Annotated in this window: 19 protein-coding genes and 1 pseudogene; 9 read left to right on the top strand and 11 right to left on the bottom strand. The window is 69.4% G+C overall.

Annotated elements, in window-relative coordinates; translation table 11 throughout:
• Positions 1-34: 34 nt before the first annotated feature.
• Positions 35-1462: an aldehyde dehydrogenase gene (locus OG246_RS28535; protein WP_266469630.1), complete on the bottom strand. Its 1428-nt coding sequence runs from the start codon at positions 1460-1462 to the stop codon at positions 35-37.
• A 111-nt stretch (positions 1463-1573) separates the two neighbouring features.
• Here OG246_RS28535 and OG246_RS28530 point away from each other — a divergent pair, with 111 nt between their 5' ends.
• Positions 1574-2182, top strand: a complete 609-nt coding sequence (locus tag OG246_RS28530) for a TetR/AcrR family transcriptional regulator (protein WP_266469628.1) — start codon at positions 1574-1576, stop codon at positions 2180-2182.
• Here the strand turns inward: OG246_RS28530 and OG246_RS28525 are convergent.
• Both OG246_RS28525 and OG246_RS28520 read right to left on the bottom strand, forming a co-directional pair.
• A complete protein-coding gene (locus tag OG246_RS28525; RefSeq protein WP_266469626.1) occupies positions 2179-3396 on the bottom strand; it encodes a thiamine pyrophosphate-dependent enzyme in 1218 nt (405 codons plus the stop codon). The genes OG246_RS28530 and OG246_RS28525 overlap by 4 nt on opposite strands.
• 31 nt (positions 3397-3427) lie before the next feature.
• A complete protein-coding gene (locus OG246_RS28520; protein ID WP_266469624.1) occupies positions 3428-3976 on the bottom strand; it encodes a MarR family winged helix-turn-helix transcriptional regulator in 549 nt (182 codons plus the stop codon).
• A gap of 160 nt (positions 3977-4136) precedes the next feature.
• Here OG246_RS28520 and OG246_RS28515 point away from each other — a divergent pair.
• The 4 genes and pseudogenes from OG246_RS28515 to OG246_RS28500 all read left to right on the top strand — a co-directional run.
• Positions 4137-4592: pseudogene (locus tag OG246_RS28515) on the top strand (YceI family protein); the annotation flags it as partial.
• Between the two features lie 120 nt (positions 4593-4712).
• On the top strand, positions 4713-5315 hold the full coding sequence (gene wrbA, locus OG246_RS28510) for an NAD(P)H:quinone oxidoreductase (protein WP_266470978.1): 603 nt from the start codon (positions 4713-4715) through the stop codon (positions 5313-5315).
• Between the two features lie 132 nt (positions 5316-5447).
• Entirely contained in the window at positions 5448-6452 is a 1005-nt protein-coding gene (locus tag OG246_RS28505; protein WP_266470976.1) for a zinc-binding dehydrogenase, read from the top strand.
• An 81-nt stretch (positions 6453-6533) separates the two neighbouring features.
• Positions 6534-7772, top strand: a complete 1239-nt coding sequence (locus OG246_RS28500) for a cytochrome P450 (RefSeq protein ID WP_266469623.1) — start codon at positions 6534-6536, stop codon at positions 7770-7772.
• Positions 7773-7776: 4 nt separating this feature from the next.
• On the opposite strand, the gene OG246_RS42825 is transcribed toward OG246_RS28500, so the two are convergent.
• Positions 7777-9036: a helix-turn-helix domain-containing protein gene (locus tag OG246_RS42825; protein WP_323178336.1), complete on the bottom strand. Its 1260-nt coding sequence runs from the start codon at positions 9034-9036 to the stop codon at positions 7777-7779.
• A gap of 89 nt (positions 9037-9125) precedes the next feature.
• A complete protein-coding gene (locus tag OG246_RS28485; protein WP_266469621.1) occupies positions 9126-12026 on the bottom strand; it encodes an AAA family ATPase in 2901 nt (966 codons plus the stop codon).
• A 340-nt stretch (positions 12027-12366) separates the two neighbouring features.
• Between OG246_RS28485 and OG246_RS28480 the strand changes: the two genes are divergently transcribed.
• The 3 genes from OG246_RS28480 to OG246_RS28470 all read left to right on the top strand — a co-directional run bounded on the left by OG246_RS28480 (position 12367) and on the right by OG246_RS28470 (position 17102).
• Positions 12367-12846 (top strand): DUF1003 domain-containing protein, encoded by a 480-nt coding sequence (locus tag OG246_RS28480; RefSeq protein WP_266469619.1) that lies wholly within the window; start codon positions 12367-12369, stop codon positions 12844-12846.
• Positions 12847-12963: 117 nt separating this feature from the next.
• Positions 12964-15654: a glucosidase gene (locus OG246_RS28475; RefSeq protein WP_266469617.1), complete on the top strand. Its 2691-nt coding sequence runs from the start codon at positions 12964-12966 to the stop codon at positions 15652-15654.
• Complete coding sequence (locus tag OG246_RS28470; RefSeq protein ID WP_266469615.1) at positions 15651-17102, top strand: alpha-amylase family glycosyl hydrolase; 1452 nt, start codon at positions 15651-15653, stop codon at positions 17100-17102. Before OG246_RS28475 ends, OG246_RS28470 begins: the two co-directional genes overlap by 4 nt.
• A 33-nt stretch (positions 17103-17135) precedes the next feature.
• Here the strand turns inward: OG246_RS28470 and OG246_RS28465 are convergent, their stop codons facing one another.
• On the bottom strand, positions 17136-18515 hold the full coding sequence (locus tag OG246_RS28465) for an NAD(P)/FAD-dependent oxidoreductase (protein WP_266470970.1): 1380 nt from the start codon (positions 18513-18515) through the stop codon (positions 17136-17138).
• A gap of 207 nt (positions 18516-18722) precedes the next feature.
• Between OG246_RS28465 and OG246_RS28460 the strand changes: the two genes are divergently transcribed.
• Positions 18723-19175 carry a hypothetical protein gene (locus OG246_RS28460; protein ID WP_266469613.1) on the top strand — a complete coding sequence of 151 codons (453 nt, stop codon included), beginning with the start codon at positions 18723-18725 and terminating at the stop codon, positions 19173-19175.
• Here OG246_RS28460 and OG246_RS28455 read toward each other — a convergent pair.
• The 5 genes from OG246_RS28455 to OG246_RS28435 form a co-directional block, all read right to left on the bottom strand.
• Positions 19172-19552 carry an SsgA family sporulation/cell division regulator gene (locus tag OG246_RS28455; protein ID WP_266469612.1) on the bottom strand — a complete coding sequence of 127 codons (381 nt, stop codon included), beginning with the start codon at positions 19550-19552 and terminating at the stop codon, positions 19172-19174. The genes OG246_RS28460 and OG246_RS28455 overlap by 4 nt on opposite strands.
• Before the next feature lie 189 nt (positions 19553-19741).
• A complete protein-coding gene (locus OG246_RS28450) occupies positions 19742-20017 on the bottom strand; it encodes a hypothetical protein (RefSeq protein WP_266469611.1) in 276 nt (91 codons plus the stop codon).
• Between the two features lie 148 nt (positions 20018-20165).
• Complete coding sequence (locus OG246_RS28445; protein ID WP_266469610.1) at positions 20166-20819, bottom strand: BON domain-containing protein; 654 nt, start codon at positions 20817-20819, stop codon at positions 20166-20168.
• Positions 20816-20986 (bottom strand): hypothetical protein, encoded by a 171-nt coding sequence (locus OG246_RS28440; RefSeq protein ID WP_266469608.1) that lies wholly within the window; start codon positions 20984-20986, stop codon positions 20816-20818. The genes OG246_RS28445 and OG246_RS28440 overlap by 4 nt, the downstream gene beginning before the upstream one ends.
• A 29-nt stretch (positions 20987-21015) precedes the next feature.
• Complete coding sequence (locus OG246_RS28435; RefSeq protein WP_266470967.1) at positions 21016-21933, bottom strand: LysR family transcriptional regulator; 918 nt, start codon at positions 21931-21933, stop codon at positions 21016-21018.
• Between the last annotated feature and the right edge of the window lie 180 nt (positions 21934-22113).

The following is a 22113-nucleotide window of genomic DNA, read 5'->3' as shown; positions in this document are numbered from 1 at the left end:
GATCAATCCATGTGCGCCGTGACTCTCGTCGGCGTCACCACACCTGCTGGTCGTCCTGGAGCCGCACGGCGACGAACTTCGTCTGCGTGTAGTGGTGCAGCGCCTCGAGCCCCTTCTCCCGGCCGTACCCGCTGTTCTTGTAGCCGCCGAAAGGACCCTCGACCATCATGCCGGGCGGATAGGCGTTGACGTAGACCTGGCCGGCCTCAAGCCGGGCGGCCACGCGATGGGCTCGGGTCACGTCGCTGGTCCAGACGGCGGCGACCAAGCCGTAGTCGGAGTCGTTGGCGATGGCCACCGCCTCGTCCTCGTCCGTGAAGCGCAGGACGGCGAGCACCGGCCCGAAGATCTCCTCGCGGGCGATACGCATCTCCGGGGTCACGTCCGTGTAGACCGTCGGCTCGACGACCCAGCCGTTCCCGGTCGGCCCGCCACCGGTCACGAGGGTGGCGCCGTCCTGCTCCGCGACCTTGAAGTACTCGTTGACCTTGTCGAACTGGGCGCGGGTGATCTGCGGCCCGTAGGTCTCCCCCGGGGTCACGTGCGTCAGAACGGTGCGCACCGCTTCCAGGAACTGGTCATGGATCTTCGCGTCGACCAGCAGCCGGGTGCCGGCCATGCAGGACTGGCCCGCGTTGGGCAGGAACGCCTCGACCGCTGCTTGGGCCGCCGCGGCGAGGTCGGCGTCCGCGAAGACGATGTTGGGGGACTTGCCGCCCAACTCCAGCGTGTGCGGGATGATGCGGTCCGCGGCGATACGGCCGATCTCGCGCCCGGCACGGACCGAGCCCGTGAACGCCACCTTCCGGACCTTCGGGTGCCGGACGATCGCATCGCCCACGGTGCCACCCGTGCCCGTGACGACATTGAGGACGCCGTCGGGCAGGCCGCATTCGGTGGCGATGCGGGCCAGTTCGAGCGTGGTCGCCGAGGTGAACTCGGAAGGCTTGGCCACCACGGCGTTGCCGGCCGCGAGTGCCGGAGCGATGGCGCGCGCCGCCTGGTTGAGGGGCGCGTTCCAAGGGGTGACGACAGCGACGACACCGAGCGGCTCGCGCCGGGTGTACGCATGGAAGCCCGGCCCTATGTTCACCACTTCGCCGCCGGGCAGGTTCACCAGGCCGGCGTAGAACTCGAAGTACTTGGCCGCACCCTCCACCTCCAGCGGGGACTGCCAGGCGGGCTTGCCCGTCTCGGCCGACTCCAGCTCCGCAAGGCCGGCGACCTCCTCGCGCAGACGCGCGGCAATGGCCGCCAGGACGCGACCGCGCTCGATCGGCTGACGGTTCCACCAGCCGTCGACCGCCCCGGCCGCCGCCACGACGGCACGATCCGCGTCGGTGGTGTCGCCGAGGGCGATCTCATGCACGACCCCGTCGCCTCCGGGGGACCTGGACGGCAGCCAACTGTCCGATGCCGGTTCGACTTCCACGCCTGCGATCCAGTGCCCGTAACGCCTCATCGGCACACTCCATTTTCATGAGCGAGTGGGTGAATGAATTTTCATTCACACCGCACCCTACCCCCTCCGCTTGACAGGATCGAGGCACTGAACGAAGTTTCACTCGTGCCCATGCCTCCCTCTGTGACGAGCGACGAGACCCCCCTGCGCAGGAAGGTGATGGACGCTGCGCTGGACCTGTTCGACGAGCGCACCTGGGACGGCACCAACGTGCCGGAGATCGCCACGCGGGCCGGGGTCGCGGTGGGCACGATCTACCGCTACTTCCCCAACAAGCAGGCGCTGGGCGAGGCGGTCTTCACCGAGGCGAAGGCGGCTTTCGCCGACGCCGTGATCACCGATGACGTACGCGGGGCCGATCCCGTGACGGCCATCGGACTGGTCTGGCGGCATCAGGTCGACTTCGCCATCGCCCATCCCCAGGCGTTCTCTTTCCTCGAACACCAGGTGCACGGGTCGTATCTGCGCCCGCAGGCATTCGAGGTCGCCGATCGCCTCAACGCCGAGTTGGTGGGCATCCTGCGGGAGGCGCAGGCGATCGGCGCTGTCCGTCCTGCTGACCCTCAGGTCCTGCTCTCGATGGCGTTCGGTGCGTTCGTCGGCGTCACGAAGCACTCGCGCGCCTCGGGGGTCCCGCTGGGCGAGTACGACCTGGACGCCGTCAAGCAGGCCGTGCTGAGCCTGATCGGGCTGAAGGTCCCCGACTCCCCCGCTTCTTAGGAGGAGAGGTGCCGCACCACGTTGGTGTGGGCCAGTTCGAGGAGTTCGTCGCCCCGTCCCGACAACACCGTGCGGGCCGCGTAGAGCGCGAATCCCTTGACCTGCTCGAACTTGATCGTCGGCGGAATGGTCAGCTCCTGCTGGGCGGTCATCACTTCCACCAGTGCCGGCCCGGGATGGGCGAACGCATCGCGCAGGACGTCGGCCAGGTCGTGCGGGCGCTCCACCCGGCGGCCGTGGATGCCCAGCGCCGTGGCGACGTCGGCGAAGTTCGGGTTGTCGAGGTCGGTGCCGAAGTTCACCATGCCCTCGGCCTTCATCTCCAGCTCCACGAAGCTGAGGGCCCCGTTGTTGAAGACCACGATCTTCACCGGGTGGCGCTGTTGCTTCAGCGTGATCAGGTCGCCGAGCATCATGGCCAGTCCGCCGTCCCCGGACAGCGCGACGACCTGCCGGTCCGCGAACGCGGCCTGAGCGCCGATCGCCTGCGGAAGCGCGTTCGCCATGCTGCCGTGGTTGAACGAGCCGATCAGCCTGCGCCGGCCGTTCATGGTCAGGTAGCGCGCGGCCCAGATCACCGGCGAGCCCACGTCCGGGATGAACACCACGTCGTCCGAGGCGAGTTCGTCGACGACCTTGGCCACGTACTGCGGATGGATCGGCGTGCGGTTCCGGTCGTCGACGGCGAGCCGGTCCAGGGTGGCGCGGGCACTGACGTAGTGGTCGCGCATCTTGTCCAGGTGCCGGGACCCGCTCCTCGGCGCGAGCTTGGGGAGCAGAGCCTCGGCGGTGTCCCGTACGGTGCCGACCAACGCCAGGTCCACCCGGGTGCGCCGTCCTATCTGCTCGCCGCGCAGATCCACTTGCACGGTGGTGGCGTGCTCGGGCAGGAACTGCCGGTACGGGAAGTCCGTGCCGAGCATCAGCAGCGTGTCGCACTGCTCCATCGCCCGGTAGCCGGAGGTGAACCCCAACAGCCCGGTCATACCGACGTCGTATCGGGAAGCCCCGCACCCACCCGCGGGCCATGGCCAGGTCGTTGTCACCGGCGTAGTGCCACGGCGGACCAAGGGCGAGGTTCGCTTCTCCGCGCGGTGACGGCGGGTAGGTGTAACCCTGCAGCATGGGTGCCTCCACAGAACGAAGGTCAGCCGGAGCGAGGCGCCGAGGGGGTCGGTCCTCGTCCACCGACTGTCGGCCGGGGCACCCACCATGCTTTGCGCGGGAGGCCCGATCCGGCTTGGGTCAAATGACCACTTCGCCGTACACGGAACTCGACTCGCAGGGGTCGGGGCTCGCCTGGCACCGCGAGAGGAGCGGATCGGCCACCGCCTGCAGCTCCTGGGCGAGCTGGTGGACCAGGGTGGGATCGAGCTGGTCCATTACTCGTCGGCGGGCACTGGCCAGATGAGCCGGATAGGCGCCCGCGAGTCGCAGCAGGCCGGCCTCCGTGAGCACGGCCATGCTCCCCCGGGCGTCCGTCGAGTGAGGTCGCTTGACCACCAGGCCCTGGACTCGCAGGGTCTCCACGAGCCGGGTGATACGGCTCGCGGACAAGGCTGTGGCAGCGGCTAGGTCGGTCATGCGCAGACGGTTACCCTCCGCCTCGGAGAGATGCGCCAGGACGATGTACTGCGTGAGCGACAGGCCCGTGGCGCGCAAGAGGTCCTCGTCGAGCGCACGGGGCAGCGCCACCAGCAGCTTCTGCAGTGAGCGCCAAAGGCGTTCCTCCGCACTGTTCAGGGGTTCTGAGGCCACTGGGCTCGCGAGGTTCTGCGGCTGCTGCGTCGGCACCTACTCCCCCCTCCCGTCCGAAGCTCCCGTTAAGAACACTCAAGCACAATACTTACTTGCTTGACAAAGCATTTCGAGACGGGAGAAGATACTTGCCCAAGCAAGCAACAGCGCCGCTGCGGACCGTACCGCGCGACGCCAAGCGAGAGGCCAGAAGGGCATGAGCGTTCAATTGCCCCCCGCGGGGACCTACGAGGTCGATCCAGCACGGTCGTCCCTCACCTTCACCACGCGGCACATGTTCGGCCTGGGCAAGGTGACCGGCACCTTCCAGCTGGAATCGGGGACCGTCACGGTCGCCGAGCCGGTCACCCGCTCGACCGCACAGGCCGTCATCGAGGCGGGCAGTTTCCGGACAGGCACGCCCCGCCGTGACGATCATGTGCGCTCCCCCGCCTTCCTTCACACGGACCGCTACCCCGAGATCGGATTCGAGTCGGCCACGGTGACGCGCGGTGAGGCCGGCGCCTGGATCGTCCAGGGTTTCCTCACCGTCCGCGGGGACCGAGCGCCGGTCGACCTGACGGTGGACTCCCTTTCCGTCGAGAACGGATCGCTGCGGATTTCGGCGTCGACGACCGTCGACCGCTACCGCCATGGGCTGACCGCCTCGAAGGGACTCGCGGCGCGTCGGCTTCGGCTCTCCCTGGCCGTCATCGCCACCCCCACCACGCATCCCGACCCCGAAACGGCGGCCCCTGCCGTCGAGATCACAGAAGAGCGAGAGGAATTCCCGATGTCTCCCAAGATCGCAGTTATCTACTACTCGTCGACAGGCACCGTTCACGAGCTGGCGGAGTCCGTGGCGGAGGGCGCCCGCAAGGAGGGTGCGGAGGTACGACTCCTGCGCGTGTCCGAACTCGCGCCCGAGGAGGCGATCGCCGCCAACGACGCGTGGTCGGCGCATGCCGCGGCCACGAAGGACATCCCGGTGGCGACCGGGGCCGACATCGAGTGGGCCGACGCCGTGATATTCGGCAGCCCCACCCGGTTCGGCAACATCGCCAGCCAGCTGAAGCAGTTCATCGACACGCTCGGCGGGCTGTGGGCGCAGGGCAAGCTGGCCGACAAGATCTACAGCGGCTTCACGGCGACGGCCACCGCACACGGCGGGCAGGAGTCCACGCTGCTCGCTCTCTACAACTCCGTGCACCACTTCGGCGGAATCATCGTCACCCCGGGCTACACCGACCCGGTGAAGTTCGCCGACGGCAACCCCTACGGCACCAGCCACGTCAACGGCCAGGGAGCGATCCCCGTCGACGACACCGCCCGGGCTGCCGCCGTGTACCAGGGCAAGCGGGTGGCCGCGGTCACCGCGCAGTTCAAGGGCGCGTAGCAGCGGGGCAGTTGTGTGCCGGCGGCTGATTCGGGGGTGTCGCCGGCACACGCATGGACGGGCGTTCCGGCCCTCATCGAATGGGGGGCCGGGATCGCGCACGGCAGCGGCGGAAAGGCGGCAAGGGCCGTGATGCAAGCGGTGGTTCTCAACGCGCAACGGGAGATCGTGCTCGAGTCGAGGCCCGAGCCCGAACTCCGTTCCGACCAGGTGATCGTGGAGGTCGACCTGTGCGGAATCTGCGGCACCGACCTTCACGCCCCACGGATGGCGCAGGTCTACCGCGGCGGTTTCGTCATGGGACACGAACCGTCGGGACGGATCAGCCGCGTGGGCGACGCGGTCCAGGGATGGGAAGTGGGACAGCGCGTCGCCGTCAATCCCAACGGCAACGTGTGCGGTCGATGCGTGTACTGCCTCTCGGGCCGGCCCAACTTCTGCCACCAGGCGACGATGGAGACAGCGCTGGGGCTCCAGATGGACGGAGCCCTCGCACAGCGGATGGCCGTTTTCCCGGGCACCTTGCGGGCACTGCCAGCGTCGATGGGCCGACTGGAGGCTGCCTGGGTCGAACCCACGGCCACGGCACTGCGTGCGGCGGTACTGGCCGGTGACCTCAAGGGCGCCGTGGTGGCGGTCTTCGGCGGAGGTCCGATCGGGCAGCTGGCCTGTCGTATCGCCGCTCAGCGGGGTGCGGCCCAGGTCATCCTGGTGGAGCCGGCTCCGGAGCGCCGCCACTTCGGCCCGGCCTCAGGCGCCGATCTGACCCTGAGTCCCGCCCAGGCCGGCGGCCAACTCGACGCGTCCACGGTGGATGTGGTCTTCGAGTGCTCCGGCAGCGCTGCGGCCCGAGCGGAGGCCCTCCGGCTGCTGACGCCCGGTGGTGTGCTGGTCAACGTGGGTGCGGGGCCCGGCGGCGGATTCGACCCCGACGTCGTTCTGCTCAAGGAGATCACCATCCGCGGGTCGTTCGTCTACGGCTCCGAGTTCGACGGCGCCATCGAACTGCTCGCCCGCGGCGACATCCGCGTCGACGACCTCACCACGGAGATCGCGCCGGTCGAGGATGCACTGCGAGCGATCGACGCCCTTCGCTCCGCGGAGGTCATGAAGGTCTTCATCGCGCCCAACGGGTGACACCGGGACCACCACGTCGGCCGGACGACGACGTAGTGGTCCTTGCGATGGACCGATCCGAGCCACTGATGGGAGACCTCCATGACCACAAGCGACCTGCGCGGTGAAGGCGGGCCACTGCGGGCGGTACTCGAAGATGCCGCCTTCCGGGCCGATCCGCATGCGGTGCTGCGGCAGTTGACGGACTCCGGGTCCGCGCACCGTTGCGAACCGGACGGTGCGCCACCGCAGTGGTTGATCACGGGGTACGAGGCGGCGCGCCAGGTGCTCACCGATCCGCGCGTGTCCAAGCGGAGCGAACGGGCGGGACTGGAGCCCGGCTGGCTGATGAGCGGTGTCCGTGACGAGGTCGGCGTCGACTACATGCTGACCGTGGACCCGCCCGAACACACCCGGCTCCGCAAGCTGGTTGCGCGCGCTTTCACGCCGCAGAAGATCGATGCTCTTCGGCCCCGTACGAAGGAGATCGCGAGCCGCTTGGCCGACGACGTACTGGCCCAGGAGACACCGGAGTTGGTCGACGGCTTCGCCTCCCGGGTCCCCATCGCCGTGATCTGTGAACTCCTCGGCGTGCCGCTGGGCGACTGGGACAAGTTCCGCTGGGCCTCGGAGCAGATCGTGTCCCCGGTCGCCGGTGGGGATCGGGAGGAGGCCTATGTGTGGATGAGCGGGTACCTGGCGGAGCTGATCGCGGGCAAGCGGGCCGACCCCGGACAGGACCTGCTGAGCGGGTTGGCCACGGACACCGCCGACGACAGGCTCACCGACGCGGAGATGGTCGGCATGGCCTTCCTCCTCCTGATCGCCGGGTACGAGACGACCGCCAATCTCATCGGTGCCGTGCTCCACGGTCTTGCTCGTCAGCCGGAGCTCCTGAAGGCTCTGCGAGCCGACCCCGGCCTCGTGCCCACTGTGGTGGAGGAGTTTCTCCGCCTGGACGGGCCTGTGCTCACGGCAACCGAACGCTTCGCCACCGAGGACATGCAGGTGGGTGATGTTCCCGTGCGCCGAGGCGACATGCTGCTGGTGTCCCTCGCCGCGGCGAACCGGGACCCCGCCCGGTTCGAAGAGCCGGACTCGTTCCGCCCGGGGCGATCGGCAGGCCATGTCGCCTTCGGGTACGGCGTCCACTACTGCCTGGGGGCTCCGCTGGCGAGGATGGAGGCCGAGGTCGCGATCACCACGTTCGTACAGCGTGTCGAGGGTCTGACCCTGGCCGTGGACGAGGCCGACTTGGAGTGGTCTCCGGGCTTGTTGATGCACGGGGTGCGGCGCCTTCCCGTGTCGGCCGTGGTGTCCGGGTCCCCGCACGACCGGTGACTGCTCAGTTGCCTGCTGTGTCCGTGGTGCCGGTCGGCTCCGAGGACGAGGGCTTCGGGGTCTGCCGCACCGCGCGCAGTGCGAGGGAGAGCTCGGTGATACCGCGGGGATCGGTGAGGGAGCGGCCGGTACGTTCCGCGATGCGGCGCAGGCGCGAGCGCACGGTGTTGGGGTGAACGTACAGGCGCTTGGCGGCCTCGTCGGCCGATCCACCGCAGGCGAACCAGGCGTCGAGTGTGTCCAGCAGCAGTTCGCGATCGCCGACCGGCAGGGCCTGGATCGGACCGAGGACGTTGGCGGCGACGCGGGCCATGACATCGGGTGCGCCGGCGGACGCGACCGCGACCAGGGAGTCGTCGAAGACGGTCACGGCACCGCTCTCCGCGTCGCCGCCGCGCATGGCGACCTTCGCGAAGCGCAAGGCGTCCCCCGTGAGGTGCAGGTCGTCATAGGACGGACTGACGCCCACGCGCTGCTCCGCGTGCTGCCGCAACAGCTCGGCGAGGTCGTCCCGGTCCCGCGAGGTGCGCAGGTACACGATGCCCAGCTGGAGATCGGGGCGCAGCCGCCAGGCGGACCGGATGCCGCGCCGGCTCAGGAGGGCCGCAATCTCCGGCAGGGCCTCCCGGCCGATCTGCGGTACCTCCGCGGCGACCACGGTGAACGGACCTCTGCGCGGCATGTCCAGAACCTCCGCCGCGGACCACACGGCGTCGGTGTCCATGCTCCTGCCCTCCAGCAGCGCCTCCACCAGCGCAGAACGCTCGTGCTCGTCGGCGAGGAGTCGCTGGGCCATTGCGTCGTGGTATCCGGAGACCATGGCCTCGGTGATGCCGTCCTGGAGCACCCACATCGCCGAGGCCGCCTCGACCAGCCTGTCGCTGCCCACCAGGGAGTTCCTGGTGGCCTCGTCGACCACCGCCTCCCAGAAGTACTTCACGCCGATGCGGTAGGCCGTCATCACGGCGGGAAGCGGCACGTTCTGCTGGGCGCGTCGACGGCCGATGCGGGAGGCGGCCTCGGTGTCCAGGGGTACCTGTCCGGTCAGCGCCCGGAGTGCGTTGCCGAGGTGGCTCCGGCAAGCCTCTTCCAGCTCCTCCGCGGGTACCACGTCGTAGTGGTAGTCCCGCGAGCCGGCGCGGATCCGCGCCGCCATCTCCTTCGCCAGCTCCCCGACGCGTTCGAGCAAAGCGGTCGCCAGGGCGTTGACCTCGTCGTCCGCCAATGTCGTCTCCGGCTCACCGGTCAGGGGTCTTCCCTCCACCGTACCGCCGGAGCACCGGGCCGCACCGTGGCGCGGAACCGCCGCCTCGCCGGGCCGGGGCCGGCCGACGACGACCCGAGGCCGGTGGACTAGCCGGCCGGGGGCTCCAGCGACACCTGGTCGTCCCCGCCGGGTGCCATCGCCTCCAGGGCGACGCGGAGCGCGGCGCGTGAGGTGATACCGAGCTTGGGATACATCCGGTGCAGATGGGAGCCGACCGTGCGGTGGGACAGGAACAGCCGCTCGCCGATCTGCTTGTTGGTCAGGCCGGTGGCCGCCAGCTCGGCGATCTGCCCTTCCTGCACGGTCAATACGGCGGTCGCTGCGTCGGGCCCGGCGGTGGTGGCGACGCCAGTCGCGCGCAGCTCATTGCGGGCCCGCTGGGCCATGGCTTCCGCGCCGATCCGGTCGAAGGTTTCGAGGGCGGCGCTCAGGTGCCGGCGGGCGCGCGAGTCGCGGGCGCGGCGCAGCCACTGCCCGTAGGCGAGTTGGATGCGGGCGTGTTCCCACGGCCAGCGGGCCGCCTGGGGCAGGGACAGGGCTGCCTCGAACAGGTGGCCGGCTTCGTTCTCCTCGGCAGCCACGGCCGCGGCTCCGGCGGTGATCATCGCGATGCGGGGGGAGATGCGGTGGATGCCCGCCTCTCGCGCGGCGGCGACGTGGGCGCGCGCCTCGTCCGTGCGGCCGGTGCGGACCGCCGCCTCGACCAGGTCGAGGACCACCCACCGGCCCGGGATACCGGGGCTCGGTGCGCCGGACGGATCGACCCTGCCGATTTGGACGTGGGCCTCCTCGTAGTCGCCCTGGCCGATGGCCGCGAGGTGGCGCGCCGACCGGGCGTAGGCCTCGGTCACCTCGATGCCGCGGGGCGCCGCCCAGTTCGTGGTCTCCTCGCTGCGGGTACGGGCGAGGTCCACGTCGCCGCGAAGAGCCGCGCCCGATGCCAGCAGAGCCCGGATCTGCCGCTCCCAGAAGTGGTAGCCGTAGACCTCTGCCAGGTCCAGCCCCTCCTGTGCCAGGCTCTCGGCCTCGTCCCACTGCCCGTGGCCGTAGGAGTCGTGGCAGAGCAGCATCAGCGCGGGGATGACCATGGCGATCGCGCCGCCGTCACGTTCCCGTTCGATCATGCGGGCGACCAGATACCGGTAGTCGGACAGAGTGTCCATGGCGACGGCGGCGAAGGCCAGAGGGATGAGCTGCCAGGGTGCCGCGTCGGCGGGCAGTGCCGCGAAGGCGTCGGTGAGGCCCTTCCGCAGGGCTTCGGGGGCGCGAGTGGGGTCGACATATGCGTCGTAGCACAGTCTGAACGGAGTTACCGCGGCCGGATCGAACCTGGCCATTGCGGTCTTGAGAAGCTGCCACGGCTCGGGACGCAGCGCATAGAGGCTGACGAGGAGCAGCGCGTACAGGATGCCGTAGCAGCCCCAGTCGTCGCCCTTGGCGGTGTCGGTGTTGTCGTCGAGTGCCCGGGCCAGGAGCCGGTAGGCGGCGTCGACATCGCCCTCGTCGTTGGTGAGGAGGTGGGCGGTGGCGGCGAACACCAGCCCGGTCGACGTGTCGGGTGACTGTCCGGCATCGGCCAACAGCCGTTGCACGTCTTCGAGTTGACCGGTGATGGTCGCGAGGTAGGCGGCCTCGACCAGCCGGCGGGACCGGTCGGCAGGATCCGGGCTGAGCTCACCGGCGCGCATGAGCCAGGCCACCGCGGCGGACGCGGCGACGCGCCGCCGGTCGGAGACGGCTGTCTCGTCCGACGCCCGGGCCGCGGCGCCAGAGGGTGCGCCGCGCCGCCAGATGGCCAGGGCCGCTTCGTCCAGCGCCCGGGCCACCGACTCGTCCGGTCCGGTCGCGGCCTCGGCCAGATGCCACGCCCGACGCTCAGGGGAATCGGCCAGAGCCGCGGCCAGGGAGCGGTGCGCGCCCCGGCGTTCACTCGGGGACGCCAGGTGCACGATCGCGGCGCGGTCCAGCGGATACCGAAACGATATGTGGCCGTCTGCCGCATCGACGTGGACGAGGTCCGCCCGCTGCGCCGGGGCGAGGTCGTCGACGCCCGCGGAGTCCCGCGCGGCCTTCCGTATCGTGGTCAGGCAGGCGTCGGCGTTCAGCGCGGCCACGAGCAGCACCCTTCGGGTCGGCGCGGGCAGCCTTTCGACGGCAGAGGCGAAGGCCGTCTCCAGCCGCCCGGAAAGGGCCAGGAACGCGGGCAGCGGGTCCTGGCCCGAGCGCTGCCGACTGCTCAGCGCCGCCGGCAACTCCTGCAGCGCGAGCGGATTGCCCGCGGCCTCGGCCAGCAACCGCCGCCGTACCGTCGGCGCCAGCCCGGGCCATCGGACGTCCAGCAACTCGGCCGCCGACTGTGCGGCAAGCGGCCCGATCTCCCGTACGGGCAGCTGGAGTTGGTGACTGAGGCCCTCGGTTCCCGTTCGGGCGGCGGCAAGGAAGACGACCGGATCGTCACTGATCCTGCGGACGACGAACCCCAGCACGGTCGCGCTGGCACGGTCGACGCACGGCATGTCGTCGACGATCATCAACAGCGGGCGCTCGACGGCGACCTCGCCGAGCAGGGCGAGTACCGCCGTCGAGGCGGCCGGCGGGTCCGGCGACGGTCCCGGGGCGAGACCGAAGATCCGGTCGAGGACGTCTCGATGGTGACCGGCGAGCTCCTTGGCCTGCCTGCGCAGCGGATAGAGCATCTGGTGCAGCGCCGAGAACTTCATCTCGGCCTCGAACTCCACGCCGGAGGCGCGCAGTACCCGCATTCCGGCGTCCGCGGCCCGTACCGCGGCGGCATCCAGCAGTGCCGTCTTTCCCACCCCCGGAGCGCCGCGCAGCAGCAGGCTGCCGCCGTCCCGACCCTGCCCCGCGAACAGCGAGTCCATCAGTTCCAGCTCGGCCGCGCGCCCGGCCAGGTCCGCTCCGGGCCGTGAATTCACCGGCTTCCCGCCACCGAGCCGCTCGGCGGAGAAATCATGATGGGTTGACAAGAAAGAGCATCCTTTACTATTCCTTCAATCTGCGATGACCAAGACCCCAATGGCACCTGGTTCCAGGCGCACGTGGGCGAACGTCCGATTCACATCGACATCAAGACCATCACTGATCGGGGAACGCGGGTCCATGTTCCCGGCCACAGCATTCGGCACCAACGGCAGTGGCTAGTCACACGGTCGCCGCGTCGGCCCGGCTCTCTTCGGCCAATCGACTCAATGAACGGCGCATGGGTACGCCTTCGGCTTTGTACACAGTCGTTTGACCCAAGGGGGCCACCTGCCCCGCGCCTAGGCTGTCGTGCGTCTCTCGTGAGCAGCCGATCAAGGAGTGGCCATGGCCCCCGAACCCAGTAGGTTTGACGTACGTCTTCCGAATGAGCGGGCCGTTCTCGCGCGGATGCGCGGGACCCAGGACCGGATCGCGGACGCGATCACCACCTTCGCCGGAACGATGCAATTCGTCTATATCCATGCGGCGTGGTTCGCGGTCTGGATTGTCGTCAACGAGGGGCTGTTCGGCGAGTCCGCGATCTGGGACCCGTTCCCTTTCGGACTGCTCACCATGATCGTCAGCCTTGAGGCGATCTTTCTGTCCACCTTCGTGATGGTGAGCCAGAACCGCCAGGCTCTTCGCGAGAAAGTCCGCGCCGATCTGGACTTCGAGACCAATGTCCGCTCCGAGGTGTGGTCGGCCCACATCGGACAAGCCCTCGGAGTCGACGCCAAGCAGGTCGAACAGGCGGTGCAGGTATTCCTCGCGCAGAACCGGGCGAAGATGAACGGCACCGAGCAGTCGTCTCAGAAGACACCGTGAGCCCGCCGCCTTCCTCCCCCGCCGGGATCCCCGTACCGCCCGTCGCCGCCGCAGGCGTTGCGGCCGAGTCCGAGACGCCGGAGTCTGGGTGAAGGTGCTCCATGGGGAGGGCGTGCGATGACGGAGAACAGTGGCGGGGCGGATCCCGAGCGGCTGCGGCTGGCGGATGCCGACGCGGGGCGAGCGGCGTGGCGGCGTTGGGGGCCGTATCTGAGCGAACGGCAATGGGGCACGGTCCGCGAGGACTACAGCCCCGGCGGTGACGCCTGGTCGTACTTCACCCACGACCAGGCCCGCTCACGGGCCTACCGCTGGGGCGAGGACGGCATCGCGGGCGTCAGCGACGACAAGCAGCGGCTGTGCTTCGCGCTGGCGCTGTGGAACGGCAACGACCCGATCCTCAAGGAGCGGATGTTCGGCCTGACCAACGCCGAGGGCAATCACGGCGAGGACGTCAAGGAGTACTACTTCCACCTCGACTCGACGCCCACCCACTCGTACATGAAGTACCTCTACAAGTACCCGCAGGGCGCCTTCCCTTACGACGATCTGGTGGCCGTCAACCAGGCCCGGCAGCGGCACGACCCCGAATACGAACTCCTTGATACGGGCGTCTTCGACGAGGACCGCTACTTCGACGTGTTCGTCGAGTACGCCAAGGCCGGCCCCGAGGACCTGCTGATCGAGATCACCGCGCACAACCGGGGCCCCGACGAGGCCACCCTCCACCTGCTGCCGACCCTGTGGTTCCGGCACACCTGGTCCTGGGCGGGCGGCACCGCCGTACCGACCATCCGTCAGGAACCCGGCGGCCCGCTCCGCGCCGACCACGAGGAACTCGGCACGCGACGGCTGTACTTCACCGGCGGAACGGAGACCCTGTTCACCGAGAACGACACCAACAACGAGCGCGTCTTCGGCAGTTCGAACACCGTCCCGTACGTCAAGGACGGCATCGACCGTTATGTCGTCCACGGCGAGACCGGCGCCGTCAACCCTCAGCAGACCGGCACCAAGGCCGCCGTACACCACGTCCTCACCGTGCCCGCCGGCGACAGCGCCACCGTACGGCTGCGCCTGACCGACACCGAACTCATGGACCCCTGGGCCGAGTTCGGCCAGCTGCTCGACACGCGAAGGACCGAGGCCGACGTGTTCTTCGAGGGCGTCGTCCCCGACGGCATGGCCGAGGACGAGCGGCGTCTGGTGCGGCAGGCGCTCGCCGGGATGCTGTGGAGCAAGCAGTACTACTACCTCGACGTGGAGCGCTGGCTCGCCGAGCACGGCCTCGACCCGCTCGCCGCCGATCCCCGGGTCCGCAACAGCGCCTGGTACCACATGATCAACGACGAGATCATGTCGATGCCGGACACCTGGGAGTACCCCTGGTTCGCCGCCTGGGACCTCGCCTTCCACACCATCGCCCTGTCCATGGTCGACATCGGGTTCGCCAAGTCCCAGCTGGAGCTGCTGCTACGCCGCCTGTATCTGCATCCCAACGGCCAGATCCCGGCGTACGAATGGAACTTCGGTGACGTCAACCCGCCCGTGCACGCCTGGGCGGTCCTCTTCGTCTACGAGTTGGAGAAGCACCGCACCGGGCACGGCGACCGCGTCTTCCTGGAGAACGCCTTCCAGAAGCTGATGAAGAACTTCACCTGGTGGCTCAACCGCAAGGACGTCGACGGCAACAACGTCTTCCAGGGCGGCTTCCTCGGTCTCGACAACATCGGTGTCTTCGACCGCAGCGCTCCCCTGCCCACCGGCGGCCACCTCGACCAGGCCGACGGCACCGCCTGGATGGCCCTGTGCTGCCAGAACCTTCTGGAGATCGCCATCGAACTGGCCGTCGACAACCGGGTGTACGTCGAGCACGCGCAGACCCTGTTCGAGCACTTCGCCTGGATCGCGGTGGCGACGAACCGCATCGGCAACGACAACCAGAGTCTGTGGGACGAGGAGGACGGCTTCTTCTACGACGTCCTGCGCCTGCCCGACGGCCGCGCGACCCGGCTGAAGGTCCGTTCCCTGGTCGGGCTGATCCCGCTCGCCGCGACCAGCGTGATCGGCGGCTGGACGGACCAGCGTTTCCCTGAACTGGTCGAGGGAGCACGGGAGTTCGTGCGCAGGCATCCGGCCGTCGAAGCCCTTGTCTCCTCCCACCATGCCCTCGGTACGGGCGAGGCGGGGCGCCACCTGTTCGCCCTGTTCGACGAGGACCGGCTGCGGCGCATCCTGTCCCGCATGCTCGACGAGGACGAGTTCCTCGGCCCGCACGGCATCCGCTCGCTGTCGCGCCATCACGCCGAGCACCCGTACACCTTCGACGTGCACGGTGAGACCTACGGGGTCGGCTATCTGCCCGCCGAGTCGGACTCGGGCATGTTCGGGGGCAACTCCAACTGGCGCGGCCCTGTGTGGTTCCCGGTCAATGTCCTCCTCATCCGCGCCCTGCTGAACCTGCACGCCTACCACGGCGACGAGTTCACCGTGGAATGCCCGACCGGCTCCGGCCGACGGATGAACCTCTACGAGGTCGCGCGCGAGATCTCCCACCGACTCACCGCCACCTTCCTGAGCAACGGCGACGGACACCGGCCGGTGCACGGCACCCAGGCCAAGTTCGCCAAGGACCCGAACTGGAAGGACCTGATCCTCTTCTACGAGTACTTCCACGGAGACACCGGCGCCGGCCTCGGCGCCTCCCACCAGACCGGCTGGACCGGCCTGGCCGCGGTCACCGCCACCTTGTTCCATCTCGTCGGCGCCGGTGACTGGGGTGCCCTGCGGGAGGAGCCCCTGTCATGACCGTCATCTACGAGATCAACACCCTGGTCTGGCTGGGTGAGTTGAGCGGCCGGTACGGACGTCGCGTCGTCCTGGGTAACGTGCCCGGCGAGGTCTGGGACGAGGTCGCACGGCCGGGTGTGGACACCGTATGGCTGATGGGTGTGTGGGAGCGCAGTCCGGCGGGACTGGAGATCGCCCTGCGGGACGACGGCTTGGTCGCCTCCTTCCGCGACGCGCTGCCCGACCTCACACCGGCGGACATCGCCGGGTCGCCGTACTGCGTACGGAACTACGTCGTCGACGAGAGCCTCGGCGGCCCCGAGGGACTGGCCGCGGCACGGGCCGAACTCGCCGCGAGGGGCGTACGCCTGATCCTGGACTACGTTCCCAATCACGTGGCCCCGGACCATCCTTGGCTCACCGGGCGCCCGGACTGCCTGGTCCGGGGCACGCCGGACGACCTGGCCCGCGACCCCGGCGCCTTCCTGGAGGCCGGCGGGCAGGTGTACGCGCGGGGCCGCGACCCGTTCTTCCCGCCGTGGCCGGACGTTGTCCAGCTGAATGCCTTCAGTGACGGTCTGCGGGCGGCGGCGGTGGACACGCTGGCCGCGATCGGCAACCAGGCGGACGGCGTGCGCTGCGACATGGCGATGTTGCTGATGAACGACGTGTTCGCGAAGACCTGGGGAGACCGGGCGGGACCGGTACCCGCCGAGGACTTCTGGCCGTACGTCGTTCCACGCGTCCGCGCACGCCACCCCGGCCTCCTCTTCGTCGCGGAGGCGTACTGGGACCTCGAATGGGACCTCCAGCAGCAGGGCTTCGACCTCTGCTACGACAAACGGCTCTACGACCGGCTGGTCCACGAGGACGCCGGATCCGTCCGCGGCCACCTCGGCGCCGACCTCGGTTTCCAGCGCCGGCTCGTCCGCTTCCTGGAGAACCACGACGAACCCCGGGCCGCCGCCATCCTGCCCGGCGGACGGGAACGCGCGGCAGCCGTGGCCGTCGCGACCCTGCCCGGCGCGACCCTCTGGCACGAGGGCCAGTTCGAGGGACGCCGGGTCCGTCCGCCCGTGTTTCTCTCGCGTCGGCCCCAGGAACCGGCCGACGAGTCCCTGCGCGACTTCTACGGCCGTCTGGTGAGCGCCGTGGCCCCCGTCCGCGAAGGCGACTGGCGGCTGCTGACCTGCACGGGCTGGCCGGACAACGACACCCACCACAGTCTGCTCGCCTGGTCCTGGACCGACGGCCAGGAACGGTATCTCGTCGTGATCAACTACTCGGACCGGCCTGCCCAGGGGCGGGTACCGGTGCCCTGGACCGACTTTCACGGGCAGTCGTGCGAACTGACCGAACTGATCAGCGGGAACACCTACGAGCGGGAGGGCGACGAGATGGTCGACCCGGGCCTGTTCGTCGCACTCGACGCCTGGCAGTGGCACCTGCTCTCGCTCCGGCGGTAGGCACAAGGGGGTGCCGCGTGCGCATCGGCCGCCTCATGACGCGTGCCGCGTCCCCGCGGGCTTCTCGGAGTCGGCGGTGGCGTGGACGTCGTCAGTGGGCGGATGGGCGTCGGTGTGCTCCATCGCCCGGATCGTGCTCGGCTGTCCGGCGAGGAAGCCGGTGCGGACGAAATCGTCTCCCGCCACCGCGTGCAGCAGCCAGTTGGTGGCGACGCGGGTCCTGGCCACGAGCGTGGGCAGCGCCAGCAGGTGGTAGCCGCGCGTGACCAAGTGTGCCGGCAGGCCGCTGAGCGGGATGCCCAGCGGCCTGGCGACGGAACCCAGGCCGCCCAGGTCGACGACCAGACCGAGATCGCGATGCCGGTACGGGCTCGGACTCCGGCCGCGCAACCGCGCGACGACGTTGTTCCCGGCCGTCCTGCCCTGACGCAGTGCGTGCTGCGCGGTGGGCGGGCAGATCGCGTCCCCGCCGGCGGCGAGATCCGGTACCGCGGCGGCGTCGCCGAGGGCGAACACTTCGTCGTGACCCGGCAGGGTCAGCTCCGCGGTGACCGCGAGCCGCCCCCGTACCGTCTTCGCCCCCGTGGCCGCGACCAGCGGGCTTGCCGCGACCCCCGCGGTCCACACCAGGGTGTGGGTGGGAAGCCGCCGCCCGTCGGTGAGTTCGACCCAGCCCGGCCCGGCCGACGCCACGCTCACGCCGAGGGAGACCTCGATGCCGCGCCGCCGCAGCCGGGCCAGCGCCTTGTCGCCCAGACGCGGGCCCAGTTCAGGCATCAGCCGGGGCGAGACATCGACCAGGTGCCACTCGATCGACTCGCGGCTCAGCCCCGGGTAGCGATAGGTCGCCGCGACGGTGAGTCGCTGGAGGTGGGCGGCGGTCTCGGTGCCCGCGTATCCGCCGCCCACGACGACGAACCGCAGCCGCGCCTCACGCTCCGCCGGGTCCTCGGTCGTGTCGGCCAGGTCGAGTTGGGCGATGACGTGGTCGCGCATGGCCACGGCCTCCCCCAGGTTCTTCATGCCGCGGGCGTGTTCCGGCACACCGGGGATGTCGAACGAGCGCGTCACGCTCCCGGCGGCCAGCACCACGATGTCGTATCCCTCGCGGACCACCTGATCGGTGATCAACCGCACCACGCACTCCCGGGATTCGAGGTCGACGTCCAGGGCGACGCCGGGGACGATCCGGGTGCGGCGCAGCACCCTGCGCAGCGAGACGGCGATCGACTGCGGTGTCAGTACCCCGGCCGCCACCTGCGGCAGCAGCGGCAGGTACAACTCGTAGTCGAGCGGCGTCACCAGGACGATGTCGGCTTCGTCGGCCTTCAGCACCCGTTCCAGCCGCCGGGCGCAGGCGACGCCCGCGAAGCCGCCGCCGACGATCAGGACACGGGGACGGGTCGGGTTGATCGGACTGGTCATCACACTTCCTCCGAGCGCTGAGCGGGCCGGGGGGCCGCGGGCCGCCATCGTGATCCGGGTGGTGAGGCGGGGGCTTCCGTCGGATGACGCAACCGCCTACCGTGCGACGCGAACGGCCCGGACGACCGTCGTACGTCCTGTGGGCAGTCGTCCGACCGAAGCCCGACGGGTCGTCGGCCACCTAGCTTCGGAGTCATGAGACGAACGGAACGAGTGACCTCTCCTGTGACCGTGGCCGTCAAGTCCGGTGATCTCCGGTTTGCTTGTGACATCTCCACCGCCCTGCGTGCGCGGCCACGCGTGCGCCTGCTGCGAGCGGGGCAGGATGCACGCGCGGAGGCGCTGCTCGTCCTGGCCACGGAGCTCGACGAAGCCACGCTCGCGCTCATGCGCGGCGCGTGCGGGGAGCGTGGGCGGCCGCGCATCGTGCTGGTGGCCCAGTACGTGGATCGCGCCCAGCTTTCGCGGGCGGTGCGTCATGGGCTGGTCGACGTGCTACCCCGGCGCACCGGGCTCGACCAGATCGTCCTGGCCCTGTTGCGGGCCCGCGAGGGGCGGATACGCCTGTCGGACTCCGCCCTCGTCGACGGCCTGGACCTGCGTCATCGGGCCCAGGCCGTCAACGGCGCGGCACGCCAAGGCAGTTAGCCGTCCCCCTGTGCCAGAACGTGCGCGAGGGCCCCGTCCCAGTCCATCGAGAGGCCTTCCGTGCCCGAGGGAACGGATCTGAGCGTCTCTTCGAGCCAGGCGCCAAGGGGGGCGACAAGGCCTTCGAGGAGTGCCGCGCCGGTCCGTCCCTGGAGAAGGATCCAGAAGCTGTCCCCATCATGGCGCCGGCACGGCGGCCAGATCCGTACGTCGCCGTCACCGCTCGGTCGGTGCAGGCCCGTCATGAGCAGATCCCGTGAGAGCACCCACGTGACGGCACCGCCGATGTCGTTGAGGAACTCGACGCGCACCTCGAGGGGCTGGGTGTGGTCGTAGCTGAAGCGGGCCTGGATCGGCAGTGACTCTTGCAGGGACACGTGCCGCCACATCCTCAGGGCGAGATCCACGCACTCCTGCTCCGAGGAACGTACGTCCCTGGCTGGTTCGTTGTCCGAGCGGGCCATTGCTTCCCTTTCTGTGCTGATCCGTGCCGGGGCACCTGAACTGCCTCCGGCGCGGCCTCAGGGCGTGCCCCTCATGCCGCGCCGGGTGGTCGGCGCCCCTCGTCAGGCGGCCGGGTTCTTCAGGCTCCGGCGCTGGTGGACGACGATGTAGCCGAGCAGTGCGTAGCCGAACAGGTGGCCTGCGGAGCGGGCGAGCCTGTGGCGCGGAACGTCGCGGAGCCGGTGATGGTCGGAAGGCGTGCGGGAGACCGCGTTCGTGCCGGCGACCACCGCGAGTGCGTCCCGCAGCAGGTTTTCGAGCTCGGTGCCCGGCTCGCGGAACCGGCCGATGCCCTTCTTCGTGGATGGGGTCTTCGTGGATCGAGCCGCGTCGTGCATGGCGTGCTGTGCCTCTCGGTCGGGTTCGGTGGTCCTGAGAATTCGGGTGGTCCTGAGCAATCGGGTGCCCCGGAGAATGAGGAGCGGGCCGGTCCCGCGGGGATTCCCGGAGGACCGGCCCTGGTGCAACTCCTGATGCGGCTCGGTGTCAGCCGGTGATGTACAGGTCGTCGCGTACGTCGTAGACGCTCGGGGCCATCCAGGCGGCCGCGATCACGGCGTCGTGCTCCGCCCACGTGCGGACATGGCCCGTGAGGATCGCCGTGTTGCCATTCGTGGTGACGGCGACTTCGCTGTCGTCGAGGATCAGCGCGTTGCGGTCCAACGCGTCCGACACCAGCAGGATGACGTCGACCGGGTCGGCGTCGTCGGAGATCTCGATCTTGTTCTTGATACCGCGGACTCCCGTGAGACCGACGACCGCCTGCTCCGCGGCCTGCCGCTCCGAGCCGTACCGGACGACGCCGGTCAGCGTCAGGTTGCCGTTGTTCGCGGTCGCCTCGACACCGACCGGCACGGCGATGTTCATCAGCAGCACGCTGTTCGCCGTCTCGGTCAGCGTCGTGTCGTCGCGCTCGTGCGCGGGCGGGAGCACCACCTCCAGGTTGTTGTGGACCTTGGTGACGCCGGACACGCGCTGTGCGGCGGCGGCGGCTTCCAGGTACTGGAGGTAGCTCGGGACGGTGCCCGTGAGCCTTACTTCACCCGCCAGGTTGTGAACGGTGATGTCCGTCGAGTCCACCAGCGGATCGAAGACGAGCTCCGCCTCGACCGACTGGCGAATGTCCTTGGTCTTGCTCATCGGGGGGGTCCTTCCGTTGCGGTGAAAGCTTCCAGCGAAAGCTTCCGGCGAAAGCCTTCGGCGAAATCTTTCGGTGAAGCGGCGGATTTCCGCTCTTCCATCAGTTCACCGCGAAAATCGGTGCCAGTAAAAGCGATGTGAATGATTCTGGTATTGGTCCGCGCCATGGACTCCACGACATGGGTCGGGTAGCGATTCAGGCAGTAATCTTTTCGGCGGTGTCGAAAAGTACCTGCTGCAATTCACGGGGGAGGTCCGCACTCCACACCAGACCGGCGGTGGCGGTCAGCGGGGAGTCCTCGACGCGAACGGCCACCATCTCGTGCCGGCCCGCGTCCGCCGTCGGTCGCGGAGCGGTCCCCACGGTGCGGCACGGTCCCGTCAGGACGGCGCTCGGCCGGCTCCCGGTCGCGGCGAAGGCCAGCGTCATGGGCAGCGACTGCCGGAAGGGCGGGTCGGTGAAGTCGAAGGAAGGGTTCCTGGTCCGCAGCACCGAGCGCCACGCGTCGTACGTTGCGGGGTCGGCGTGCCGAGGACCGTGGATGAGGTGCATGCGGGCGAGTTCGTCGAGGCCGATGGCCCCGTTCACCGCCCCACGGTGCTGTGCCGGAATCCAGAGGTCGGGTTCGAAGGAGCCGATGTCCATCACGTCGAGGGTGTCCGGCAGAGCGTCGTTCGCCGGGCTCATCCAGCCCAGAGCGGCGTCGGCCTCCCGCCGGAGGATCGAGGAGAAGTCGGCGTCCAGAGCCGTCTCCAGCCAGGTCACGTCGACCTCGGGGGCCACCGAGCGCAGTCGCGACACGGTCTCCGCGGCGAGCGTGGGCGGCAGATACGGCTGCACGACGAAACGCAGCCGCGAGCGGCCAAGACCCGCCGCCCGCCGGGTTCGACCGACGCCGTGATCGACCAGGGAGAGAACGGCCCGGGATTCCTCCAGCAGGACCGTGCCGGCTTCGGTCAGCCGAACTCCTTCACGCCGACGCTGCAGCAAAGGCGTGCCGACGAATTCCTCCAGACGCCGAATCTGCTGACTCAATGTCGGCTGGCCGACATACATGCGCTCCGCGGCGTGTGTGAAGGTACCGGCTTCCGCCACTGCCACGAAATAGCGCAGATGGCGCAGTTCGACACCCTGCGGTGCCGAATTCTCCGAATCGAGCGGGGAAATCGATCCGTGTGAAACCGATGTGCGTGAAATCGGTCCGTTCTCGGCTTTTTCCATTCAGTCCCATCCGGCCACTCGAGAGAAGCGGACTCGTGTCATGCTGCCGGAGGTCCCGCTGCCGGGCTTGCG

Source organism: Streptomyces sp. NBC_00620 (genome assembly GCF_026341825.1).
Taxonomy (GTDB): Bacteria; Actinomycetota; Actinomycetes; order Streptomycetales; family Streptomycetaceae; genus Streptomyces.
The sequence above is the reverse complement of the archived record's forward strand: the minus strand, read 5'-3'. Positions and strand labels throughout refer to the sequence as shown.